Here is a 22155-nt window from a genome sequence, read left to right as displayed (position 1 = left end):
GCGTTTTCGTGGTGCGGGCCGGGATTGGTGGGCAATTCGGGCGGAAGGGGGGCAAGGCGGGCGGAGATCGGGGTGAAACAGCTGGTGGAGGGGGTTCGGGCGGGTGTTCTGGCGGCAGACCCGGCGGTGCGGGCGAGCAGGACGGGGCAGGTCGCGTGCCGAATCGGTCGGGAAGCTTCACGACACGCGTCAATCCGGTCCCGGTGCGAGCCCCCACCACCCGCTCTCCTAGCCTCGGGTGACCAGGAGCCCCGAGCGGAACGCCCGATGTCCCGACAGCTGCCGCCGGCTCCCGTCACCGCGTGAAGGGCGGCGTGCAGTGGAAGAGACGCAGAAGGCGGTCGCGACCCGACGGCCCGGCCGGAAGCCCGGGCCGGGTCAGGGCGTGTGGCGGTTCGCCGCGGCCCCGCACGAGTCCTCGGTGCCGCGCACCAGACACGCGGTGCGGGACAGGCTGCTGGCGCAGGGCATGGCGGGGGAGCGCTACCAGGAGCTGGTGGACGATCTGCTGCTGATCGTCTCGGAGCTGGTGTCGAACGCCGTCACGCACGCCGCGGCGCTTTCCCCGGAGGTGCACTGCGAACTGGTGATCGGCCCGGACCGGGTGCGGATCTCGGTGGTCGACGGCCACCCGTACCGCCCGAGGGCGCAGGAGAACGACCCGGCCCGCCCGGGCGGTCGCGGGCTGCTGCTGGTCAAGAGCGTCACGCTGCAGGCGGGCGGCGAGTGCGACGTGGAGCGCACGGCGGACGGCGGCAAGGTGATCTGGGCCGACCTGCCACTGCCCGCACCGGGGCCCGCCGGGACGGGGGACGGTCCCGACGGGGACCCGGACTACTGAGGTGTCACCAGTCGTTGCCGGCGATCTCCCGGATCCCGGGCAGCGCGGCCTCGAAGACCGTCTCGAACCACACCGAGAACGGCTTCTCGGCCCGCAGCGCGCGCAGCTCGGCGGCGGTGACGAATCGGGTGTCCTCGACCTCGTCCGGGTTGGGGTCCGCCTCGGCGGTGATCAGGCCGACGAACAGGTGGTTCCACTCCCGCTCGATCAGCCCGGTGGTCTCGTCCGGCAGGTCGTAGCGGACGGTGCCGGCCTCGCAGAGCAGCGCGGGGGCCGCGCCCAGTTCCTCGGTGGTGCGGCGGGCGGCCGCCACGAACGGCTGCTCGCCGGGGTAGGGGTGGCCGCAACAGGTGTTCGACCAGACGCCCGGCGAGTGGTACTTGCTCAGCGCCCGGCGCTGCAGCAGCATCCGGCCCTGCCGGTCGAACAGGAACACCGAGAAGGCGCGGTGGAGTCGGCCAGGCTGCTGGTGGGCCCAGTGCTTCTCGCCGGTCCCGATGGTCACGCCGTGGTCGTCGACCAGCTCCAGCATGATCTCGCCGGGTGCGGCCGGGGACTGGGCGGCGACCTCGGGGGAGAGGTCGTCGGTCGGGCTGACAGCAGGGCTCATGGGCACAATGCCCCTTTCGGCACGTGGACCGGGGGCGGCCTCCGGGCCGCCCACCCCGGTCCTTGAGGTCGGCTGCGCGCACGGCGGGACCGGATCGGACCGGCCCGGTCCGCCGACGGCGTCGGGGCCCAAGTCTGCCGCATGGCCAGGCGGGCCCGGGGCCGCGACGCACACCGCCGGGACGGTGGATCGGATGTTCGGCAGAACTGTTCGATCCGCGACAGCAGACCTTCGCCGAAGGTTCACGTCGTACCCTCAGCTGATCACCTGACCTGCCCGGGCCGCGTTCTGGCAGGTGGTCGGGGTCGCCTACCATCAGGTAGACCGGGCGGTCCGCAAGGCGCGCCCGTACGGCGCGCCGCAGCCGCGGCCGCGCCCCGGCGCCCAGACCCGCACCGGTGCGCCGGACGGCACCCGAGACCCTGGAGTCCCGCATGATCGGCCTCGTCCTGGCCGCCGGCGCAGGCCGCCGGCTTCGTCCGTACACCGACACCCTGCCCAAGGCGCTGGTGCCGGTCGACGGGGAGCGGACGGTGCTCGACCTGACCCTGGGGAACTTCGCCGAGGTCGGCCTGCGGGAGGCCGCGATCGTCGTGGGCTACCGCAAGGAGGCGGTCCACGACCGCAAGCAGGCGCTGGAGCAGAAGTACGGCGTGAAGCTCACCCTGGTCGAGAACGACAAGGCCGAGGAGTGGAACAACGCCTACTCCCTGTGGTGCGCCCGCGACCTGTTCGGTGAGGGCCTGCTGCTCGCCAACGGCGACACCGTCCACCCGGCGTCGGTGCAGCGCACCATGCTGGACGGCAACGACCGGCGGATCAAGGAGGGCAAGGCCCCCGGCATCCTGCTGGCGCTGGACACCGTGAAGAAGCTCGCCGACGAGGAGATGAAGGTCGTCGTCGACCCGGAGCTCGGGGTGCGCCGCATCACCAAGCTGATGGACCCGCTGGACGCCACCGGCGAGTACATCGGCGTCACCGTGATCAACCCGTCCGCCGGCCCGGCCCTGGCCGACGCCCTCAAGGCGGTCTTCGAGCGCGACCCGCAGCTGTACTACGAGGACGGCTACCAGGAGATGGTCGACCGCGGTCTGATCATCGACGTCCAGCCGATCGGCGAGGTCTCCTGGGTCGAGGTCGACAACCACGACGACCTGGCCAAGGCTCGGGAGATCGCGTGCCGGTACTGACCCGACTGGTGCCCTCGCCGGTGTTCGTCGAGGTGCGGGCCGGCGCACTGGACGCGCTCGGCGGCATCCTCGCCGACCAGCGGCTGTCCTCGTCCGGCCGGATCGCGGTGGCGATCAGCGGTGGCTCGGGAGCGGTGCTGCGCGAACGCCTGGAGCCGGCGCTGCCCGGCGCCGACTGGTACCAGGTCGACGACGGCACCCTGGACAGCGCGGTCCGGCTGACCGACGAGATCCGCCGCGGCCACTACGACGCCCTGGTGGGCCTCGGCGGCGGCAAGATCATCGACGTGGCCAAGTACGCCGCGGCCCGGGTCGGCCTGCCGGTGGTCGCGGTCGCCACCAACCTCGCCCACGACGGCATCTGCTCCCCGGTCTCCACCCTCGACAACGACGCCGGCCGCGGCTCCTACGGAGTGCCCGGCCCGATCGGCATCGTGGTCGACCTCGACGTCATCTCCAAGGCGCCGAAGCGGTTCGTGGCCGCCGGGATCGGCGACGCGGTCTCCAACATCTCCGCCTGCGCGGACTGGGAGCTCTCGCACACCGTCACCGGCGAGCCGGTCGACGGCCTGGCCGTGGCGATGGCCCGGGCGGCCGGCGAGAACCTGCTGCGGCACCCGGGCACCCTGGAGGACCCGGACCTGCTGACCACGCTCGCGGAAGCACTGGTACTGTCCGGCATCGCGATGAACATCGCCGGCAGCACCCGGCCCAGCTCTGGTGCCTGCCACGAGATCTCGCACGCCCTGGACGTGCTCCACCCCAAGCGGTCCGCCCAGCACGGCGAGCAGGTCGGCCTCGGCGCGGCCTTCGCCTGCTTCCTGCGGGGCGAGCAGGACCTGTCCGGACTGATCGTGGAACGCCTGCGTTTCCACGGCCTGCCGGTGACGGCCGATCAGCTCGGCTTCACCGAGGCGGAGTTCACCGAAGCGGTGCACTACGCTCCGAACACCAGACCGGGGCGCTTCACCATCCTCGAACACCTCGACCTCTCCGCCACAGACATCAGGGACGCGTACGCCGACTATGTCCAAGCCGTCAACAGCTGAACGCCCGCCGGTTGACCTCACCCGCCGCCCGTCGATCGAGGAGCTCCGGGCGGTCATCCACCCCGAGGGCATGCTCCAGCGACGCAGCGCCGAGCACTGGGCCGGCCGCCTCTACATGCGGAAGATCTCGCTGCGGATCACCCGCATCCTGTCGACCGTCACCGCCATCACGCCCAACGGCCTGACCTACCTGATGATGCTCACCGGCATCCTGGCCGGCATAGCGCTGGTGGTCCCGGGCCTGGGCGGCGCGATCCTCGGCGCCCTGCTGATCCAGATCTACCTGCTGCTGGACTGCGTGGACGGCGAGGTCGCCCGCTGGCGCCGCCAGACCTCGCTCACCGGCGTCTACCTCGACCGGGTCGGCCACTACATGTCCGAGGCGGCGCTGCTCACCGGCCTCGGCCTGCGCGCCACCGACCTGCTGCACCGCGAGGGCTCGCACGCCGCCTGGCAGTGGGCCTTCCTCGGCACGCTGGCCGCGCTCGGCGCGATCCTGATCAAGTCCGAGACCGACCTGGTCGACGTCGCCCGGGCCCGCTCCGGCATGACCGCCGTCCTGGACGAGGCCTCGGTGCCGCGTTCGAACGCCGTCGCCAAGGCCCGCCGGGCCGCCTCGCTGCTGAAGTTCCACCGCCTGGTCGGCGCCGTCGAGGCCTCGCTGTTCATCCTGGCCGCCGGCATCGCCGACCAGGTCCACGGCGGCCTGTACTTCACCCGCCTCGCCGTGGTGGTGCTGGCCGCCATCGCGATGCTGCAGACCGTCCTGCACCTGCTGTCCATCGTGCTCTCCAGCAGGCTCCGATGAGCGACGACTTCCGCCTCGGCGCGGTCATCATCACCATGGGCAACCGGCCCGCCGAACTGAACGCGCTGATCGAGTCGGTGCGCGCCCAGCAGGGCCCGCCGGTCGAACTCGCCGTGGTCGGCAACGGCGCCCCGCTGCCCCCGCTGCCGGCGGACGTGCGCACCGTCGAACTGCCCGAGAACCTGGGCATCCCCGGCGGCCGCAACGTCGGCATCGAGCTGTTCGGCCCGGACGGCCGGGACGTCGACGCGGTGCTGTTCCTGGACGACGACGGCTCGCTGCCGAACACCGACTCCGCCGAGCTGCTGCGGAAGGCGTTCACCGCCGACCCGTCGCTGGGCATCGTCTCGTTCCGGATCGCCGACCCGGAGACCGGCACCACGCAGCGCCGGCACGTGCCCCGGCTGCGCGCCAGCGACCCGCTGCGCGCCTCCCGGGTCACCACCTTCCTGGGCGGCGCCAGCGCGGTGCGCAGCGCGGTCTTCCCGCAGGCCGGGCAGCTGCCCGCGGAGTTCTTCTACGCCCACGAGGAGACCGACCTGGCCTGGCGGGCGCTGGACGCCGGCTGGTCGATCGACTACCTCCCGGACGTGGTGCTCTACCACCCGGCGACCTCCCCGGCCCGGCACGCGGCGTACTTCCACAACGTGGCCCGCAACCGGGTGTGGCTGGCCCGACGGAACCTTCCGGCCCCCTTGGTGCCTCTCTATCTGGGGACCTGGTTCCTGCTGACGGTCGCCCGGCGGCCCTCCGGCTCGGCGCTCAAAGCGTGGCTCGGCGGGTTCCGGGCAGGCTGGAGCGAGCCCTGCGGCCCGCGTCGGCCGATGAAGTGGTCCACCGTCTGGCGCTTGACCAGGCTCGGCAGACCGCCAATCATCTGATCGCAACCGGTCGGCATTACCCTCGCCGCCCGCACGCAAACCTGAGCTCCTCGTGGTACGCCCCGGTTCCGCGCCCCGTCCCCCCGGGGCCGCGGAATTTCGACCCCCTGAAGGACGAATGTGTCGACACTGAGTGACCCGGTCAACCTCTCCGCACCGAGGGGCACCGACGCGGGTCTGACCCCGAAGCAACTGGCGGACAAGTACGGGCTGTCCGTCAGCGGCAAGCGGCCGAGTCTGCCGAAGTACATCGGCCAGCTGTGGGCCCGGCGCGCCTTCATCAGCTCGTTCGCGACCGCCCGCCTGGTCGCGCAGTACACCACCGCGAAGCTCGGCCAGCTCTGGCAGGTGCTCACCCCGCTGCTCAACTGCGCGGTGTTCTACCTGGTCTTCGGTGTGATCATGCAGAGCCGGGACGGCGTCCCGGTCTACATCGCCTGGCTGTGCGTCGGCGTCTTCGTGTTCCAGTTCTCGCAGAGCGCGATCCAGGCCGGCACCCGGTCGATCTCCGACAACCTCGGCCTGATCCGGGCACTGCACTTCCCGCGCGCCTCGCTGCCGATCGCGTTCACCGTGATCCAGCTCCAGCAGCTGCTGATCTCGATGGTGGTCCTGGTCGCCATCGTGCTGGCCAACGGCATCCGTCCGGCCATGACCTGGCTGCTGATCATCCCGGCGCTGGTCCTGCAGTCGCTGTTCAACACCGGCCTGGCCATGGTGATGGCCAGGATCGGCGCCAAGACCTCGGACATCTCGCAGCTGATGCCCTTCCTGCTGCGCACCTGGATGTACGTCTCCGGCGTGATGTACAGCGTCTCCGGCTACATCAAGAGCTGGCCGACGATCTGGCAGACGGTCTACTCCTGGAACCCGGCGACGGTCTACATGGACCTGATGCGCTACGCGTTCATGCCGGACAGCTTCGACAAGAGCAAGTACCCGGGCGGCTACGACGCGGCGGGCCACAAGCTCCCCGAGGCGCTGAACCTCCCGCACCACATCTGGATCATGGCCGGCACCTGGGCGGTCGTCGCCTTCGTCATCGGCTTCGTGTTCTTCTGGAAGTCCGAGGAGGAGTACGGCCGTGGCTGACGCAGCGATCGACACCCTGAAGGAGACCACCGCGGTGGACAACCAGGCCCGGGTCCCCACCGTCGTGGTGGACGACGTGCACATCATCTACAAGGTGCACGGCGCGGGCGCCGGCAAGGGCAGCGCCACCTCGGCGCTGAGCCGGATGATCACCCGCAAGAAGTCGCCCGCGATCCGCGAGGTGCACGCGGTCCGCGGCATCAGCTTCACCGCGTACAAGGGCGAGGCCGTCGGCCTGATCGGCTCGAACGGCTCCGGCAAGTCGACCATGCTGGCGGCCATCGCCGGCCTGCTGCCGACCGCGAAGGGCGCCATCTACACCAACGGCCAGCCCTCGCTGCTGGGCGTGAACGCGGCGCTGATGAACGACCTGACCGGCGAGCGCAACGTGGTGCTGGGCTGCCTGGCGATGGGCATGTCCCCCGCCCAGGTGCGCGAGCGCTACCAGAGCATCGTGGAATTCTCGGGCATCAACGAGAAGGGCGACTTCATCTCGCTCCCGATGCGCACCTACTCCTCCGGCATGGGCGCCCGCCTGCGGTTCTCCATCGCCGCGGCGAAGACCCACGACGTGCTGCTGATCGACGAGGCCCTCGCCACCGGCGACCAGGGCTTCCAGCAGCGCTCCAAGGCCCGGATCAACGAGCTGCGCAAGGAGGCCGGCACGGTCTTCCTGGTCAGCCACGACAACAACGCGATCCGCGAGACCTGTGAGCGCACCATCTGGATCGAGCACGGCGAGCTGATCATGGACGGGCACACCGACGAGGTGGTCCGGCGGTACGAGAAGGGCGAGCGCCCCTGACGGGGCGCGGCCGACGGTCGCAGGGCCGGTGCGCGGGGAGCTCTCCCCGGCACCGGCCCTGTGCCGTGCGGCGGGTGAAGGCGTGGAGACGGAAGCGTGTCCGAGGCGCGATGGCGGCCGGGACCGGTGTAGAACGGGGGAGTGACGGCAGTGTCGGCTTCAACCAAATCTGATAACCAGACAGCGGCGGTGACGCTGGACAAGGCGGACCTGGAGAACTTCCCGGTCGCGCCCGCCTTCCTGCCCGCCGCCTGGCGCGGCGACCTGATGGCGGTCTACGGCTTCGCCCGGCTGATCGACGACGCCGGCGACGGCGACCTCGCCGACCCGGTCTCCGTCGCCCACCTGCTGGACGTCCCCGGCGCGCCGGAGGACGAAGGCTTCCGGCTGGCCCTGCTGGACGGCCTGGAGCGGGACCTCGACCGGGCCTTCGCCACCGCCCTCGGCGACGACCGCGCGCAGGGCGGCACCGTGCTCGGCACCGCCGCCGGCGAGCCCCGGCACCCGCTGGTGCGCCGTCTGGTCCCGCTGATCGAACAGCACGCCGTCACCCCCGAGCCGTTCCGCCGGCTGATCGAGGCCAACCGGGTCGACCAGACCGTCACCCGCTACCCGACCTACGACGACCTGCGGCACTACTGCACGCTCTCCGCCGACCCGGTCGGCCGCCTGGTGCTCGCGCTGGCCGGCCGCGCCACCCCCGAGCGGATCGAACTCTCCGACGCGATCTGCACCGCGCTGCAGATCGTCGAACACCTGCAGGACGTCGCCGAGGACCTCGACCGGGGCCGGATCTACCTCCCGCAGGAGGACCTCGCCACCTTCGGCGTCACCGAACAGGACCTCGCCGCCCCCGCCGCCTCGCGCGAGGTGCGGCAGCTGATCGCCTGGGAGGCGAGCCGGGCCCGGACCCTGCTCGATCGCGGCGCGCCGCTGGTAGGTACGGTTCACGGGAGGCTTCGACTGCTGCTGGCGGGATTCACCGCCGGCGGGTACGCGGCCCTGGACGCCATCGCGGCGGCCGGGTACGACGTGCTCGCGCACCGGGCGAAGCCGGACAAGCGCCGCCTGGCCGGCCGGGCGGCGGCACTTTTCGCGAAGGGAAGGTGAGCGCCCGCGTGGGGGCATCACCACTGGCGTCCGCGCCGGTCATGGCGGCCTACCGGTACTGCGAGGCGGTCACCGCCCTGCAGGCCCGCAACTTCAGCTACGGCATCCGGCTGCTGCCCGAGGCCAAGCGGCTGGCGATGTCCGCGCTGTACGCGCTGGCCCGCCGGGTCGACGACATCGGCGACGGCGAACTGCCCGCAGAGCAGAAGACCGAGGCGCTGGCCCGCACCCGCGTCCTGCTGGACGAGATCCGGGCGGGCGCGGTCGGCGAGGACGACACCGACCCGATCAAGGTCGCGCTGGCCGACGCCGCCCGCCGCTTCCCGATCCCGCTCGGCGGTTTCGACGAGCTGATCGACGGCGTCGAGATGGACCTCAAGGGCGTCGAGTACGAGACGTTCGACGAGCTCAAGGTGTACTGCCGCTGCGTGGCCGGCTCGATCGGCCGGCTCTCGCTCGGCGTGTACGGCTGCGAGGACTGGGAGCGCGGCGCCGCCTACGCCGACACCCTGGGGCTGGCGCTGCAAATCACCAACATCCTGCGCGACCTGCGCGAGGACGCCCTGAACGGCCGCACGTACCTGCCCGCCGAGGACCTCGCCCGGTTCGGCTGCCAGCAGGGCTTCGCCCTCCCGAAGCTCCCGCTCGGCGCCGACTTCACCGGCCTGGTCGCCTTCGAGGCCGACCGCGCCCAGCAGGCCTTCACCGAGGGCCTGCAACTGCTGCCGATGCTCGACCGCCGCAGCCGCGCCGCCACCGCCGCGATGGCCGGCATCTACCACCGCCTGCTCGGCCGGATCGCCGCCGACCCGCACTCGGTGCTCCGCGGCCGGGTCTCGCTGCCCGGCTGGGAGAAGGCGTACGTGGCACTGTCCGGGCTCGCCGGAGGGCGTTCTTGATTCTCACGCCAGTTATGTCACGCTGTGTCAACAGGGAGTCACGACGCATGCGCACGTTGTTGTGCCCTCAGTCCACTGCCGCCAGGGAGGACCGATGAGCACGCCGACGCCGCAGCGGCAGCGCACCGCCGTGGTGATCGGCGGCGGCCTGGCCGGCATCACCGCCGCACTCCGGCTGGCCGAGGCCGGTGTGCGCACCACCCTGGTCGAGGCCCGCCCCCGGCTCGGTGGCCTGGCCTTCTCCTTCAAGCGCGGCGACCTGACGGTCGACAACGGCCAGCACGTCTACCTGCGCTGCTGCACCGCCTACCGCGGCCTGATCGACCGCCTCGGTGCGAACGCCCTGGTCGACCTCCAGGACCGGCTGGACGTCCCGGTGCTCGGCCTGGCCGCCGACGGCACCCGCAGCCTCGGCCGGCTGCGCCGCGCCGCCCTGCCCGTCCCGCTGCACCTGGCCGGCAGCCTCGCCACCTACCGTCACCTGAGCCCGGCCGACCGACTGCGGGTGGTGCGCGGCGCGCTCGCCCTCAAGGGCCTCGACCAGGACGACCCGGCGCTCGACGAGATCTCCTTCGGCGAGTGGCTGCGCCGCCACGGCCAGACCCCGGCCACCATCGAGGCGGTCTGGGACCTGGTGGGTGTCGCCACCCTGAACGCCACCGCCGACCGCACCTCGATGGCGCTGGCCGCCAAGGTGTTCCAGACCGGCCTGCTGTCCGACCCGGGCGCCGCCGACATCGGCATCGCCCGCGTCCCGCTCGGCGAGATCCACCACGACCGGGCCCGCGCCGAACTCGAACGCGCGGGCGTCCGGGTGCTGCTGCGCACCAAGGCCGCGGAACTCAAGGCCGCCGAGCCGAACGCCGTCCGGCTGGAGAGCGGAGAACTGCTCACCGCCGACACCGTGGTGCTGGCCGGCGCCCAGGACACCGCGGCGGCGCTGCTGCCGCCGGGCGCGATCCCCGGGCAGGAGCGGCTCGCCGAGTTCGGCACCGCGCCGATCCTCAACGTGCACGTGATCTACGACCGGCCGCTGATCCGCCGTCCGTTCTTCGCCGCGATCGGCTCCCCGGTGCAGTTCGTCTTCGACCGCACCCCGCACTCCGGCCTGGACGTCCCCGGCGCCCAGTACCTGGCGGTGTCGCAGTCCGCCGCCGAGGACGAGATCGACCTGCCGGTCGCCGAGCTGCGCGAGCGCTACCTGCCCGAGCTGGCCCGGCTGCTGCCCGCCGCCCGCGACGCGCGGGTGCTGGACTTCTTCGTCACCCGGGAGCGCACCGCCACCTTCGACCCGGCGCCCGGCACCGCCCGGCTGCGCCCCGGCGCGCGCACCGAACTGCCGGGCATCCTGCTGGCCGGCTCCTGGACGGCCACCGGCTGGCCCGCGACCATGGAGGGCGCGGTGCGCAGCGGGCACGCCGCGGCCGACGCCGCGCTGGCCGGCACCGGCCGGCTCCCGGTCGATCGCGCGGACGGGCGGTGGCCCCGATGACGGCGACCCGGCAGTCCCCGACCACCGACATCGCACCCGGCCGGCCGCCGTTCGCGGCCGGTCAGACGTACCGAGAGGGAACGCACGTGGAGGCACGCACCGGCTCGACGGTCGGGGACACCCTGACGGTCCTGGACCTGCTGGCGCGCGGGCGCACGCTCTGCACGCCGCCGATGCGCGAGGCCGTCGCCCGTCTGGCCGCGCCGATGGACACCGTCGCGGCGTACCACTTCGGCTGGATCGACCGTGACGGCAAGCCCGCCGCGGGCGACGGCGGCAAGGCGGTGCGCCCGGCGCTGGCGCTGCTGTCGGCCGAGGCGGTCGGCGCGGACGCGCAGGTGGGCGTACCGGGCGGCGTGTCGGTCGAGCTGGTGCACAATTTCTCCCTTCTTCATGATGATCTGATGGACGGTGACGAGACGCGTCGGCACCGGGCCACCGCCTGGACGGTGTTCGGCCCGGCGCAGGCCGTGCTGGTCGGCGACGCGCTGTCCACTCTCGGCACCGAGGTCCTGCTGGACGCCGCGGTGACCGGCGGGGCCATCCCGACCGACGCCGCCCGCGCGGTCCGTCTGATCACCACCGCGACCCGGCGGCTGATCGACGGTCAGGCGCTGGACGTCTCGTTCGAACAGCGGGACGTGGTGACGGTCGAGGAGTGCCTGACCATGGAGGGCGGCAAGACCGGCGCCCTGCTGGCGGCCTCCGCGGCGATCGGCGCGGTACTGGCCGGCGCCGACGACCGGATCTCCGACGCGCTCCAGCGGTACGGCTACCACCTGGGTCTGGCGTTCCAGGCGGTGGACGACCTGCTGGGCATCTGGGGTGCCACCGAAGTGACGGGCAAGCCGCACTGGAGCGACCTCCAGTCGCGCAAGAAGTCGCTGCCGGTGTGCGCCGCGCTGGCCGAGGGGGGCGCCGCCTCCCGCGAGCTGGCCGCACAGCTGGCCGACCCGACCGGCCGCGGCGAGGAGAGCGAGCAGCAGCTCGCCGCCCGCGCCGCGCTGATCGAGCAGGCCGGCGGCCGGGCCTGGACGCAGGAAGAGGCCCGCCGCCAGTACGACACCGCCCTCGCCGCGCTCGGCGAGGTGCCCATGGCCGACGAGGTGCGCGAGCACTTCGTCGCACTCGCCGAATTCGTGGTGGTCAGAGAGAGGTGACGTAAGAGTGACAGCAACCGCGGGTGGAAGGCTCGGACCCCAAACCTCAGTTGCAGTAACACGATCTGACGATTCCTCACCCGCGGCGGCGCTCAGCCGGGCCACCGCACACCTGCTGTCACTCCAGCACGCCGACGGCTGGTGGAAGGGCGACCTGGAGACCAACGTCACCATGGACGCCGAAGACCTGCTGCTCCGCCAGTTCCTCGGCATCCGCACCGAGGAGCAGACCCGGGCCACCGCGGCCTGGATCCGCTCCCGGCAGCGGGAGGACGGCACCTGGGCCACCTTCCACGGCGGCCCGCCCGAGCTGTCCACCACCGTCGAGGCGTACGTCGCCCTCCGGCTCGCCGGGGACCCCCCGGACGCCCCGCACCTGCGCGCCGCCGCCGCCTTCGTCCGGGAGAACGGCGGCATCGCCGCCACCCGGGTGTTCACCCGGATCTGGCTCGCCCTGTTCGGCTGGTGGCCCTGGGCGAAACTCCCCGAACTGCCCCCCGAAGTGCTGTTCCTGCCCAGCTGGGCGCCGCTGAACATCTACTCCTTCGGCCAATGGGCCCGGCAGACCATCGTCCCGCTGACCGTGGTCTCCGCCCACCGCCCGGTCCGCCCGGCCCCGTTCGACCTCACCGAACTGCACACCGACCCGGCCGACCCGTACCCGAAGCGGCCGCTCGCCCCCGCGCACAGCTGGGACGGCCTCTTCCAGCGCCTCGACCAGCTGATGCACCGCTACCACCGGCACGCCATCAAACCGGTGCGCCGCCTCGCACTGCGGCAGGCCGCCGCCTGGATCGTCGAACGGCAGGAGGCCGACGGCTGCTGGGGCGGCATCCAGCCGCCCGCCGTGTACTCGCTGATCGCGCTGCGGCTGCTCGGCTACCGCCTCGACCACCCCGTGATGAAGGCCGGACTGGCCGCGTTCGACAGCTTCACCGTGCACACCGAGGACGGCAAGCGCTGGCTGGAGGCCTGTCAGTCCCCGGTCTGGGACACCTGCCTGGCCGCCATCGCGCTGCGCGACGCCGGACTGCCCGGCGACCACCCCGCGCTGGTGCGGGCCGGCGACTGGATGCTCGGCGAGGAGGTCACCACCCGCGGCGACTGGGCCGTCAAACGCCCCCGGCTCGCCCCCGGCGGCTGGGCGTTCGAATTCCAGAACGACACCTACCCGGACGTCGACGACACCGCCGAGGTGGTGCTCGCGCTGCGCCGGATCGACCACCCCGACCGGGTCCGGCTGGCCGGCGCCGTCGAACGCGCCGTCGGCTGGAACCTCGGCATGCAGTCCAAGGACGGCGCGTGGGGCGCCTTCGATGCCGACAACACCAGCAAACTTCCCAACAAGCTGCCGTTCTGCGACTTCGGCGAAGTCATCGACCCGCCCTCCGCGGACGTCACCGCGCACGTGGTCGAGATGCTCGCCGAGACCGGCCGCACCCGCGACCCCCGGACCCGGCGCGGCGTCGCCTGGCTGCTGAGCCACCAGGAGGCCGACGGCTCCTGGTTCGGTCGGTGGGGCACCAACTACATCTACGGCACCGGCTCCGTGGTGCCCGCCCTGATCGCCGCCGGACTCACCCCCGGCCACCCCTCCGTCCGCCGCGCCGTCGGCTGGCTGACCGGCCGGCAGAACACCGACGGCGGCTGGGGCGAGGACATGCGCTCCTACGAGGACCCGGCCACCTGGGCCGGCCGCGGCGACTCCACCGCCTCGCAGACCGCCTGGGCCCTGATGGCGCTGCTCGCCGCCGGCGAACGCGACTCGGAGGCGGTCGAACGCGGCATCGCCTGGCTGACCCGCACCCAGCGGCCCGACGGCAGCTGGGACGAACCGCAGTTCACCGGCACCGGGTTCCCCTGGGACTTCTCCATCAACTACCACCTGTACCGGCTGGTCTTCCCGGTCACCGCGCTCGGCCGTTACGTGCACGACGCCCCGCTCGGCCGCGGTGGCCGGCGATGAACGACCCCCTGCTGGTGCTCTGCGCGCTGCGACCCGAGGCCTGGGCGCTGCGCGGCGGCGACTGGTCCGGCGCGGCCGGCGGCCCCCCGGTGCTGGCCCGCACCGGGATGGGCCGCCGGACCGCCGGGCGGCGGGCCGGCGCGCTGCTGGACGTCGGCGGCTACGGGGCGCTGCTGGTCGCCGGGTTCGGCGCCGCGGTCGGCCCCGGGGTGCGCCCGGGCGAGGTGATCGTCGCCGACCGGGTCACCGACGCCGAGGGCAGCGTCCACCCGCTGGCCACCGCGCCCGCGCTGGCCACCGCCCTGGAGGAGGCCGGGATCCGCGCCCACCTGGGCACCCACCGCACCGCCGACCACGTGGTGCGCGGCGCCGAACGGGCCCGGCTGCACGCCGAGGGCGCGCTCGCCGTCGACATGGAGGCCGCCGCGGTGCTCGCCGCCCGCGCCGAGCGCGCTCCCGACCTGCCCGCCGCCGTGCTGCGGGTGGTGGTCGACACCCCCGAGCGGGAACTCATCCGCCTCAGCACCCTGCCCGCCGGATTCCGCGCCTGGCGGGTGCTGCGCGCCGCCGTCCCCGCCCTCACCGCGTGGCACCGGCAACTGGCCGCCGCGCCCCGTCCGCCGACGACCACACAGCCCTCGACGCTCCCTCAGGAAGCGAGCTAAGTCATGGCCATGCCGCTGCGTCAGACCGTCCGCGTGTCCACCTACCTCATGCAGCAGAAGCTGAAGCGCCGGGACAAGTTCCCGCTGATCGTGGAGCTGGAGCCGCTGTTCGCCTGCAACCTGAAGTGCGAGGGCTGCGGCAAGATCCAGCACCCGGCGGGGGTGCTCAAGCAGCGGATGCCGGTCGCGCAGGCGGTCGGCGCGGTCCTGGAGTGCGGCGCCCCGATGGTCTCCATCGCCGGCGGCGAACCGCTGATGCACCCACAGATCGACGAGATCGTCCGGCAACTGGTCGCCCGCCGCAAGTACGTCTTCCTGTGCACCAACGCGCTGCTGCTGCGCAAGAAGCTCGAGTTGTTCACCCCGTCCCCGTACTTCACCTTCGCCGTGCACATCGACGGACTGCAGGAGCGGCACGACGCCTCGGTGGCCAAGGAGGGCACCTTCGCGGAGGCCGTCGAGGCGATCAAGGAGGCCAAGCGGCGGGGCTTCCGGGTCACCACCAACTCGACGTTCTTCAACACCGACACCCCGCAGACCGTGGTCGAGGTGCTGGACTACCTGAACGACGAACTCAAGGTCGACGAGATGATGATCTCCCCGGCCTACGCGTACGAGAAGGCCCCCGACCAGGAGCACTTCCTCGGCGTCGAACAGACCCGCGAGCTGTTCCGCACCGCCTTCGCCGGCGGCAACCGGCGGCGCTGGCGGCTCAACCACAGCCCGCTGTTCCTGGACTTCCTCGAAGGCAAGGTCGACTTCGAGTGCACGGCCTGGGGCATCCCCAACTACTCGCTGTTCGGCTGGCAGCGGCCCTGCTACCTGATGTCCGACGGCTACGTCCCCACCTACCGGGAACTCATCGAGAAGACCGACTGGGCCAAGTACGGACGCGGCCGCGACCCGCGCTGCGACAACTGCATGGCCCACTGCGGATACGAACCCACCGCCGTGCTCGCCACCATGGGCTCGCTCAAGGAGTCGATCCGCGCCGCCCGGGAGACCCTCGCCGCCCCCAAGGCCTGAGCAGCCGTCACGGGCCGCCCGCGTACCCGCGCAGGCGGCCCACGCCGACAGGCGACCGCGAGAGCGGGGCCGCAGGCTGGACACCGACCGTCCACCCACCCGCACCAGCCGTGAGGGGTACGCCATGCCACTGCTGAGCCGGATCACCGGGCCCGCCGACCTCCGCCGACTGCACCCCGAACAGCTCCCGCCGCTCGCCGCCGAGATCCGCCACTTCCTGATCGACGCCGTCACCCGCACCGGCGGCCACCTCGGACCCAACCTCGGCGTGGTCGAACTCAGCATCGCCCTGCACCGCGTCTTCGACTCCCCGCACGACCGCATCCTGTGGGACACCGGCCACCAGGCCTACGTCCACAAACTGCTCACCGGCCGGCAGGACTTCAGCCGACTGCGCGCCAAGGACGGACTGTCCGGCTACCCCTCGCGCGCCGAATCCCCGCACGACCTGATCGAGAACTCGCACGCCTCCACCGCGCTCGGCCACGCCGACGGCATCGCCAAGGCCAACCAACTGCTCGGCGTCGACCGCTGCACCGTCGCCGTGATCGGCGACGGCGCGCTCACCGGCGGCATGGCCTGGGAAGCCCTCAACAACATCGCCGAGGCCGAGGACCGCCCGCTGATCATCGTCGTCAACGACAACGGACGCTCCTACGCCCCCACCATCGGAGGCCTCGCCCACCACCTCGCCACGCTGCGCACCACCAAGGGCTACGAACGCTTCCTCGCCTGGGGCAAGGACGCCCTGCAGCGCACCCCCGTGGTCGGGCCGCCGCTGTTCGACGCGCTGCACGGCGCCAAGAAGGGCTTCAAGGACGCCTTCGCCCCGCAGGGCATGTTCGAGGACCTCGGCCTGAAGTACCTCGGCCCGATCGACGGGCACGACATCGCCGCCGTCGAACAGGCGCTGCGCCAGGCCCGCAACTTCGGCGGCCCCGTCATCGTGCACTGCCTCACCGTCAAGGGCCGCGGCTACCGGCCCGCCGAACAGGACGAGGCCGACCGGTTCCACGCCGTGAACCCGATCGACCCGTACACCTGCCTGCCGATCTCGCCGACCGCCGGCACCTCGTGGACGTCCGTGTTCGGGACGGAGATGCTCGCGCTCGGCGCCGAGCGGCCCGACCTGGTGGCCGTCACCGCCGCGATGCTGCACCCCGTCGGACTCGGGCCGTTCGCCAAGGCCTACCCCGGGCGCACCTTCGACGTCGGGATCGCCGAACAGCACGCCGTCGCCTCCGCCGCCGGGCTGGCCACCGGCGGGCTGCACCCCGTGGTGGCGGTGTACGCGACCTTCCTGAACCGGGCGTTCGACCAGGTGCTGATGGACGTCGCGCTGCACCGGCTCGGCGTCACCTTCGTGCTCGACCGGGCCGGCGTCACCGGCAGCGACGGGGCCTCGCACAACGGCGTGTGGGACCTGTCGGTGCTGCAGGTCGTGCCCGGGCTGCGGATCGCCGCGCCGCGCGACGCCGCCCGGCTGCGCGAACAGCTGCGCGAAGCCGTCGAGGTCGCGGACGCGCCCACCGTGGTGCGCTTCCCCAAGGGGGAGCTCGGACCCGAGGTGGCCGCGATCGAACGCACCGGCGGCATCGACGTGCTCGCCCGCACCGGGCCCACGCCCGACGTGCTGCTGGTCGCCGTCGGCCCGATGGCGTCCGCCTGCCTGGACGCCGCCGCGCTGCTCGCCGCCGAGGGCATCACCGCCACCGTCGTCGACCCGCGCTGGGTCAAGCCCGTCGACCCCGCGCTCGTCATGATGGCCGCCGAGCACCGGATGGTGGTCACCGTCGAGGACAACGGCCGCACCGGCGGCGTCGGCGCCGCCCTCGCCCAGGCCATGCGGGACGCCGGCATCGACACGCCGCTGCGCGACCTCGGCGTCCCGCAGGAGTTCCTGGCGCACGCCTCCCGCGGTGAGCTGCTGGAGGAGATCGGGCTCACCGGCACCGGCGTCGCCGCCCAGACCGCCGCCCACGCCCGCCGGCTGCTGCCCGGGACCCGCACCGGCGTCCAGGAGTACCGGCCCCGGATGCCGCTGACCGATTGGAGCGAACCAGCGTGACCCAGGCCGAACCGTTCGACCTCGCCGCCCTGCTCGACGCCCGGGGCGGCGAACGCTACGAGCTGCACGCCCGCTACCTCAACCCGCAGCTGCCGCGGATGCTGCACACCATCGGCTTCGACCGGTACTACGAACGGGCGAAAGGCCCGTACTTCTACGACGCCGAGGGCAACGAGTACCTCGACATGCTCGCCGGATTCGGCATCTTCGCGCTCGGCCGGCACCACCCCGCCGTCCGGGCCGCCGTCCAGCAGGTGATGGAGCTGGAGACCGCCGACCTCACCCGCTTCGACTGCTCCCCGCTGCCCGGCCTGCTCGCCGAACAGCTGATCGCCCACGCGCCCGGCCTGGACCGGGTGTTCTTCGGCAACAGCGGCACCGAAGCGGTCGAGACGGCGCTCAAGTTCGCCCGGTACGCCACCGGCCGGCGCCGCGTCCTGTACTGCGACCACGCCTTCCACGGCCTCACCGCCGGCTCGCTGTCCGTCAACGGCGAGGGTGGCTTCCGCAAGGGCTTCGACCCGCTGCTGCCGGACACCGCGATCCCGCTCGGAGACCTCGGCGCGCTGCGGCGGGAGCTGAAGAAGGGCGACGTCGCCGCGCTGATCGTGGAGCCGATCCAGGGCAAGGGCGTGCTCGCCCCGCCGCCCGGCTGGCTGGCCGCCGCCCAGCAGCTGCTGCACGAGCACAAGGCGCTGCTGATCTGCGACGAGGTGCAGACCGGCGTCGGCCGCACCGGCACCTTCTTCGCCCACCAGGCCGAGGACGGCGTGCAGCCCGACCTGGTGTGCGCCGCCAAGGCGCTGTCCGGCGGCTACGTGCCGATCGGGGCCACCCTCGGCAAGTCGTGGATCTTCGAGAAGGTGTACTCCTCGATGGACCGCGTGCTGGTGCACTCCGCCAGCTTCGGCTCCAACGCCCAGGCGATGGCCGCCGGCCTGGCCACCCTGCACGTGATGCGGCAGGAGGAGGTGGTGGAGAACGCCGCCCGGGTCGGCGAGCTGCTGCGGGCCCGGTTGGCCGCGCTGGTCGAACGGTATGAACTGCTCGCCGAGGTGCGCGGTCGCGGACTGATGATCGGCATCGAGTTCGGCCGCCCCAAGTCGCTCAAGCTGCGCACCGGCTGGACGGCGCTGCAGGCCGCCCGCAAGGGACTGTTCGCGCAGATGGTGGTCGTCCCGCTGCTGCAACGGCACCGGATCCTCACCCAGGTCTCCGGCGACCACCTGGAAGTGATCAAACTGATCCCGCCCCTGATCATCACCGAGCGGGACGTCGACCGCTTCATGGACGCCTTCACCGACGTCATGGACGACGCGCACCGCGGCAGCGGCCTGATGTGGGACTTCGGCCGCACCCTGGTCAAGCAGGCCGTCGGATCGCGTTAGAGCTCGGTACGGCGGCGGCGCACCACGACCCACAGGTCCGCCGCCGCCACCAGCGTCAGCAGCCCGCAGCACACCGCGAACACGGTCAGCGTCCCGCTGCTGGGCGCGCCGTGCGGCGACGCGAAGGCCGCCCAGACCGCGAACCCCGCCGTGCACAGCGCGAAGAACGGCAGGAACAGCATCGACAGCAGGAAGCGCAGCTTCAGATCGGTGCGCGCGGTGGCCGGCTCCGTTCCGCTCCGCCAGACCACCGGAGTCTTCGCCCGCCGCATACGCAACCGCCTCCCTCTACCCTTCCAGCGTAGAACTGTCGGGGTGCGGGGAGGCGGGGCGATGAACGACCGGTTGGACGACTATCTGGGGCTGCGGGTGGAGCCCGCGCGGGCGCTGGCCGCCGAGCGCGGCTGGCGCACCGTGCGGGTGGTGGAACCCGAGGCGCTGCTGACCATGGAGTACCGCTCCGAGCGGCTCAACCTGACCGTCCGGGACGGCGTGGTGGAACGCGCCTGGGCGGGCTGAGGACGCACCGGCAGCGGGCGGCCGGCCCAGTGCGCGGCCGCGGGCTGCGGGCGGGGCACCGGGACCGGCCGGGCGAACCGGCCCTCGCGGTGCCAGACCGCCAGCACCCGCTGGTCCAGCGCGGCGATGGCCGGCTCGGCCAGCGGCAGCGACAGCAGCACCAGCGCACCCGCCGCCCAGCCGGCGAACACGTCGGAGATCCAGTGGGTGCCCAGGTAGACGGTGGTCAGGCCGATCGAGGCCGCGGTGAGCGAGGCCAGCACCGTGCCGGTGCGCCGCCAGCGGGCCGCCAGGTAGGCCAGCACGCCCCAGGTGACCACGGCGTTGGCGGTGTGCCCGGACGGGAAGATGGTGCCGCCGGAGAACAGCTCGGGCGACCCTATGTAGTGCGCGTAGTGCGGGCCCAGCCGACCGGTCAGGATCTTCACCGCGCCCACTGTGACGTTCAGCAGCAGCAGCGCCATGCCCATCACCAGCAGCGGCCGCGACGAGTGCGTGCGGTAGCAGCGCCATCCCAGCCACAGACAGGCCGCGATCGCGGTCGGGCCGCGCTGGCCGGCGATCACCCAGATGTCCAGGTACGGCAGCGCCTGCGGCCACACCTTGTACGGGCGCAGCTGCTGCAGCGACCAGTCCAGGTCGACCAGCGGCGAGTCGAGCACAATGGCCAGCACCACCGCCAGGTAGAGCACGGCGGTGATGCCGAAGAGCAGAACGTGCCGCCGGCTGATCGACGGGGGCGCGGATTCTGTCGGCGCGGTGACGGAATCGCGCTCGGACTGGACCGGAAACGTGCGTGGTCCGGTCGATATCCGCGGCACGGGGGATTCGGGCTTGGCTGGCACCCTTCGACATTACCGGCTGCCTCCGAGCGCTCCGGGCTGTACGGGCAATCTGTCACCCGCCGGTGATCGGTTGTCCGCACTTTCCCCATACGGGCAGTTCGGCGTGCGAGCGGAAGGGCCGTAAAGCGGAGCCGAGTGTGCGAAATCACCCTCTGCGGCGCTCCGGGTGCCGTTTCCTCCGGGTTTCTCCAATTGCCGGGCGGGTAGTGCGGGAACGAAAGAAGCGGCCGATTTCCCGTGACGCAGGTCACTTCCGGGAAATCGGCCGTCGGGTCGGGCGACGGGGTCGGGTCAGGGCAGAACCTTCTCGACGGCTGCCGCGCCGTGCTCCTCCAGGTCCTTCTTCGCCTTCGCGACCCGCTTCGGGGTGACGTCGAGCCCCTGGGCCATCACCAGGTCCTCGGGGTCGACGGGGTTCTCCGCCCCGGTGTGCAGCAGCTTGTCCGGAGTCGGCTTGGAGTCGCTGTCCGTGGTGTCGGTCATCAAGATCCTCCGTGGGTACGCCCGCCGCCGGTGGACGGCGGCGGGAGGTCTGCACGTCGAGTCTGGACCCGCGCCGTTGAGGGCGCACCACGAGACCCCAACTAGTCGAGCGGGCCGCCCGCCACGTAGATGACCTGGCCGGAGACGAAGCCCGCGCCCTCGGAGGCGAGGAAGGAGATGGTGTGCGCGATGTCGTCCGGCACGCCGACCCGCTGGACCGGGATCGCCGAGGCGGCGGCCTGCTTGAACGCCTCGAACTCCATGCCGACCCGGGCGGCGGTGGCCGCCGTCATGTCGGTGGCGATGAAGCCGGGGGCGACCGCGTTGGCGGTGATGCCGAACTTGCCGAGCTCGATCGCCAGGGTCTTGGTGAAGCCCTGCAGGCCGGCCTTGGCCGCCGAGTAGTTGGCCTGGCCGCGGTTGCCCTGCGCGGAGGAGGAGGACAGGTTGACGACGCGTCCGAAGCCGGCGGCGACCATGTGCTTCTGCACCGCGCGGGTCATCAGGAAGGCGCCCTTGAGGTGCACGTTCATCACGGTGTCCCAGTCGGACTCGGACATCTTGAACAGCAGGTTGTCGCGGAGCACGCCGGCGTTGTTCACCAGCACGACGGGGGTGCCCAGTTCGGTGGCGATGCGGTCGACCGCGGCCTCCACCTGTTCGGCGTTCGAGACGTCGGCGCCGACGGCCAGCGCCCGGCCGCCCGCGGCGACGATCGCCTCGGCGGTGCCCTTCGCGTTGGACTCCTCCAGGTCGACCACCGCGACCGCGTAACCGTCGGCGGCCAGCCGGAGCGCGGTGGCCGCGCCGATCCCGCGGGCCGCACCCGTCACCACGGCCACCCGCACCGGAGCGTCTGCGGTCACGGACGTGCTCTGCTCGGTCATCTTCGTACTCGTCTCTCTCGAAGTCGGACGACGGGACCGGCCCGGGCCGGTGACCCGCGGATGGGAATTGAATGAGGTGCGCAGCGCGCAGCGCGGCAACCCTACCGGCGAGTAGAAATTCCGGCCAGGGGCAGCGCCGCAGGTGACGGAGGGTGAGGGCGCTCGGCGGCCGACTGGGTGAACCAGGTTGGTCGTGACCCCGACATAGGGGGGAAATATGCCAACTTTGCCGAACCTGCGACTACTCTGCGCCCCTACCTGCCGGTCCAGGCCGACCGTTTGTATAGTGTGCGCCAGCAGCCACCGGCTGCACGGCCGGCGCGTCCTTACTCACAGCGGGATGCTCACTCGCCGTTACTGCCCCGCTCGGG

Annotated in this window: 21 protein-coding genes; 16 read left to right on the top strand and 5 right to left on the bottom strand. The window is 72.2% G+C overall.

From position 1 onward, the window contains the following. The first annotated feature begins 319 nt into the window (after positions 1-319). A complete protein-coding gene (locus ACGFWJ_RS12065) occupies positions 320-841 on the top strand; it encodes an ATP-binding protein (RefSeq protein ID WP_387645185.1) in 522 nt (173 codons plus the stop codon). A gap of 4 nt (positions 842-845) precedes the next feature. On the opposite strand, the gene idi is transcribed toward ACGFWJ_RS12065, so the two are convergent. Then, positions 846-1457 carry an isopentenyl-diphosphate Delta-isomerase gene (idi, locus tag ACGFWJ_RS12060; protein WP_392948057.1) on the bottom strand — a complete coding sequence of 204 codons (612 nt, stop codon included), beginning with the start codon at positions 1455-1457 and terminating at the stop codon, positions 846-848. A 428-nt stretch (positions 1458-1885) separates the two neighbouring features. Here idi and ACGFWJ_RS12055 point away from each other — a divergent pair, with 428 nt between their 5' ends. From ACGFWJ_RS12055 to ACGFWJ_RS11985, 15 genes are all read left to right on the top strand, one after another. Continuing rightward, the gene (locus ACGFWJ_RS12055; RefSeq protein WP_392948054.1) at positions 1886-2641 is read left to right on the top strand and encodes a sugar phosphate nucleotidyltransferase; all 756 of its coding nucleotides are present in this window, start codon (positions 1886-1888) and stop codon (positions 2639-2641) included. Next, positions 2629-3690 (top strand): iron-containing alcohol dehydrogenase family protein, encoded by a 1062-nt coding sequence (locus ACGFWJ_RS12050; RefSeq protein WP_387645177.1) that lies wholly within the window; start codon positions 2629-2631, stop codon positions 3688-3690. The genes ACGFWJ_RS12055 and ACGFWJ_RS12050 overlap by 13 nt, the downstream gene beginning before the upstream one ends. Next, complete coding sequence (locus ACGFWJ_RS12045) at positions 3668-4498, top strand: CDP-alcohol phosphatidyltransferase family protein (RefSeq protein WP_392948050.1); 831 nt, start codon at positions 3668-3670, stop codon at positions 4496-4498. Before ACGFWJ_RS12050 ends, ACGFWJ_RS12045 begins: the two co-directional genes overlap by 23 nt. Further along, entirely contained in the window at positions 4495-5379 is an 885-nt protein-coding gene (locus ACGFWJ_RS12040) for a glycosyltransferase family 2 protein (protein ID WP_387645172.1), read from the top strand. Before ACGFWJ_RS12045 ends, ACGFWJ_RS12040 begins: the two co-directional genes overlap by 4 nt. Positions 5380-5499: 120 nt before the next feature. Next, positions 5500-6471, top strand: coding sequence for an ABC transporter permease (locus tag ACGFWJ_RS12035; RefSeq protein WP_387868199.1), 972 nt, complete (start codon positions 5500-5502; stop codon positions 6469-6471). Then, positions 6464-7276 (top strand): ABC transporter ATP-binding protein, encoded by an 813-nt coding sequence (locus ACGFWJ_RS12030; RefSeq protein ID WP_392948047.1) that lies wholly within the window; start codon positions 6464-6466, stop codon positions 7274-7276. Before ACGFWJ_RS12035 ends, ACGFWJ_RS12030 begins: the two co-directional genes overlap by 8 nt. 189 nt (positions 7277-7465) lie before the next feature. Beyond that, positions 7466-8386, top strand: coding sequence for a squalene synthase HpnC (gene hpnC / locus ACGFWJ_RS12025; RefSeq protein WP_392948045.1), 921 nt, complete (start codon positions 7466-7468; stop codon positions 8384-8386). A gap of 41 nt (positions 8387-8427) precedes the next feature. Continuing rightward, a complete protein-coding gene (gene hpnD / locus ACGFWJ_RS12020; protein WP_387645953.1) occupies positions 8428-9285 on the top strand; it encodes a presqualene diphosphate synthase HpnD in 858 nt (285 codons plus the stop codon). 94 nt (positions 9286-9379) lie between these two features. Next, positions 9380-10777 carry a hydroxysqualene dehydroxylase HpnE gene (gene hpnE / locus ACGFWJ_RS12015; RefSeq protein WP_387868194.1) on the top strand — a complete coding sequence of 466 codons (1398 nt, stop codon included), beginning with the start codon at positions 9380-9382 and terminating at the stop codon, positions 10775-10777. A gap of 86 nt (positions 10778-10863) precedes the next feature. Further along, the gene (locus ACGFWJ_RS12010; protein ID WP_392948043.1) at positions 10864-11937 is read left to right on the top strand and encodes a polyprenyl synthetase family protein; all 1074 of its coding nucleotides are present in this window, start codon (positions 10864-10866) and stop codon (positions 11935-11937) included. Positions 11938-11944: 7 nt separating this feature from the next. Further along, positions 11945-13903, top strand: a complete 1959-nt coding sequence (gene shc, locus ACGFWJ_RS12005; protein ID WP_392948040.1) for a squalene--hopene cyclase — start codon at positions 11945-11947, stop codon at positions 13901-13903. After that, positions 13900-14568 (top strand): 1-hydroxy-2-methyl-2-butenyl 4-diphosphate reductase, encoded by a 669-nt coding sequence (locus ACGFWJ_RS12000; protein WP_392948038.1) that lies wholly within the window; start codon positions 13900-13902, stop codon positions 14566-14568. The genes shc and ACGFWJ_RS12000 overlap by 4 nt, the downstream gene beginning before the upstream one ends. A 3-nt stretch (positions 14569-14571) precedes the next feature. Then, positions 14572-15594: an adenosyl-hopene transferase HpnH gene (hpnH, locus tag ACGFWJ_RS11995; protein ID WP_392948035.1), complete on the top strand. Its 1023-nt coding sequence runs from the start codon at positions 14572-14574 to the stop codon at positions 15592-15594. 124 nt (positions 15595-15718) lie between these two features. Then, positions 15719-17662, top strand: a complete 1944-nt coding sequence (gene dxs, locus ACGFWJ_RS11990) for a 1-deoxy-D-xylulose-5-phosphate synthase (protein WP_392948032.1) — start codon at positions 15719-15721, stop codon at positions 17660-17662. Beyond that, positions 17659-19050, top strand: a complete 1392-nt coding sequence (locus ACGFWJ_RS11985; RefSeq protein WP_392948029.1) for an aspartate aminotransferase family protein — start codon at positions 17659-17661, stop codon at positions 19048-19050. Before dxs ends, ACGFWJ_RS11985 begins: the two co-directional genes overlap by 4 nt. Here ACGFWJ_RS11985 and ACGFWJ_RS11980 read toward each other — a convergent pair. From ACGFWJ_RS11980 to fabG, 4 genes are all read right to left on the bottom strand, one after another. Further along, positions 19047-19322: a DUF6343 family protein gene (locus tag ACGFWJ_RS11980; RefSeq protein WP_392948027.1), complete on the bottom strand. Its 276-nt coding sequence runs from the start codon at positions 19320-19322 to the stop codon at positions 19047-19049. The genes ACGFWJ_RS11985 and ACGFWJ_RS11980 overlap by 4 nt on opposite strands. Positions 19323-19403: 81 nt before the next feature. Continuing rightward, positions 19404-20414 (bottom strand): phosphatase PAP2 family protein, encoded by a 1011-nt coding sequence (locus ACGFWJ_RS11975; protein ID WP_392948025.1) that lies wholly within the window; start codon positions 20412-20414, stop codon positions 19404-19406. Positions 20415-20705: 291 nt separating this feature from the next. After that, a complete protein-coding gene (locus ACGFWJ_RS11970) occupies positions 20706-20897 on the bottom strand; it encodes a hypothetical protein (protein ID WP_387645137.1) in 192 nt (63 codons plus the stop codon). Positions 20898-20998: 101 nt separating this feature from the next. Beyond that, positions 20999-21784: a 3-oxoacyl-ACP reductase FabG gene (gene fabG, locus ACGFWJ_RS11965; RefSeq protein WP_392948022.1), complete on the bottom strand. Its 786-nt coding sequence runs from the start codon at positions 21782-21784 to the stop codon at positions 20999-21001. Positions 21785-22155: the final 371 nt, after the last annotated feature.

Origin of the sequence: Kitasatospora sp. NPDC048407, assembly GCF_043200475.1 — a bacterium.
Lineage (GTDB): Bacteria > Actinomycetota > Actinomycetes > Streptomycetales > Streptomycetaceae > Kitasatospora.
This window is presented reverse-complemented; position numbering and strand designations above follow the sequence as displayed.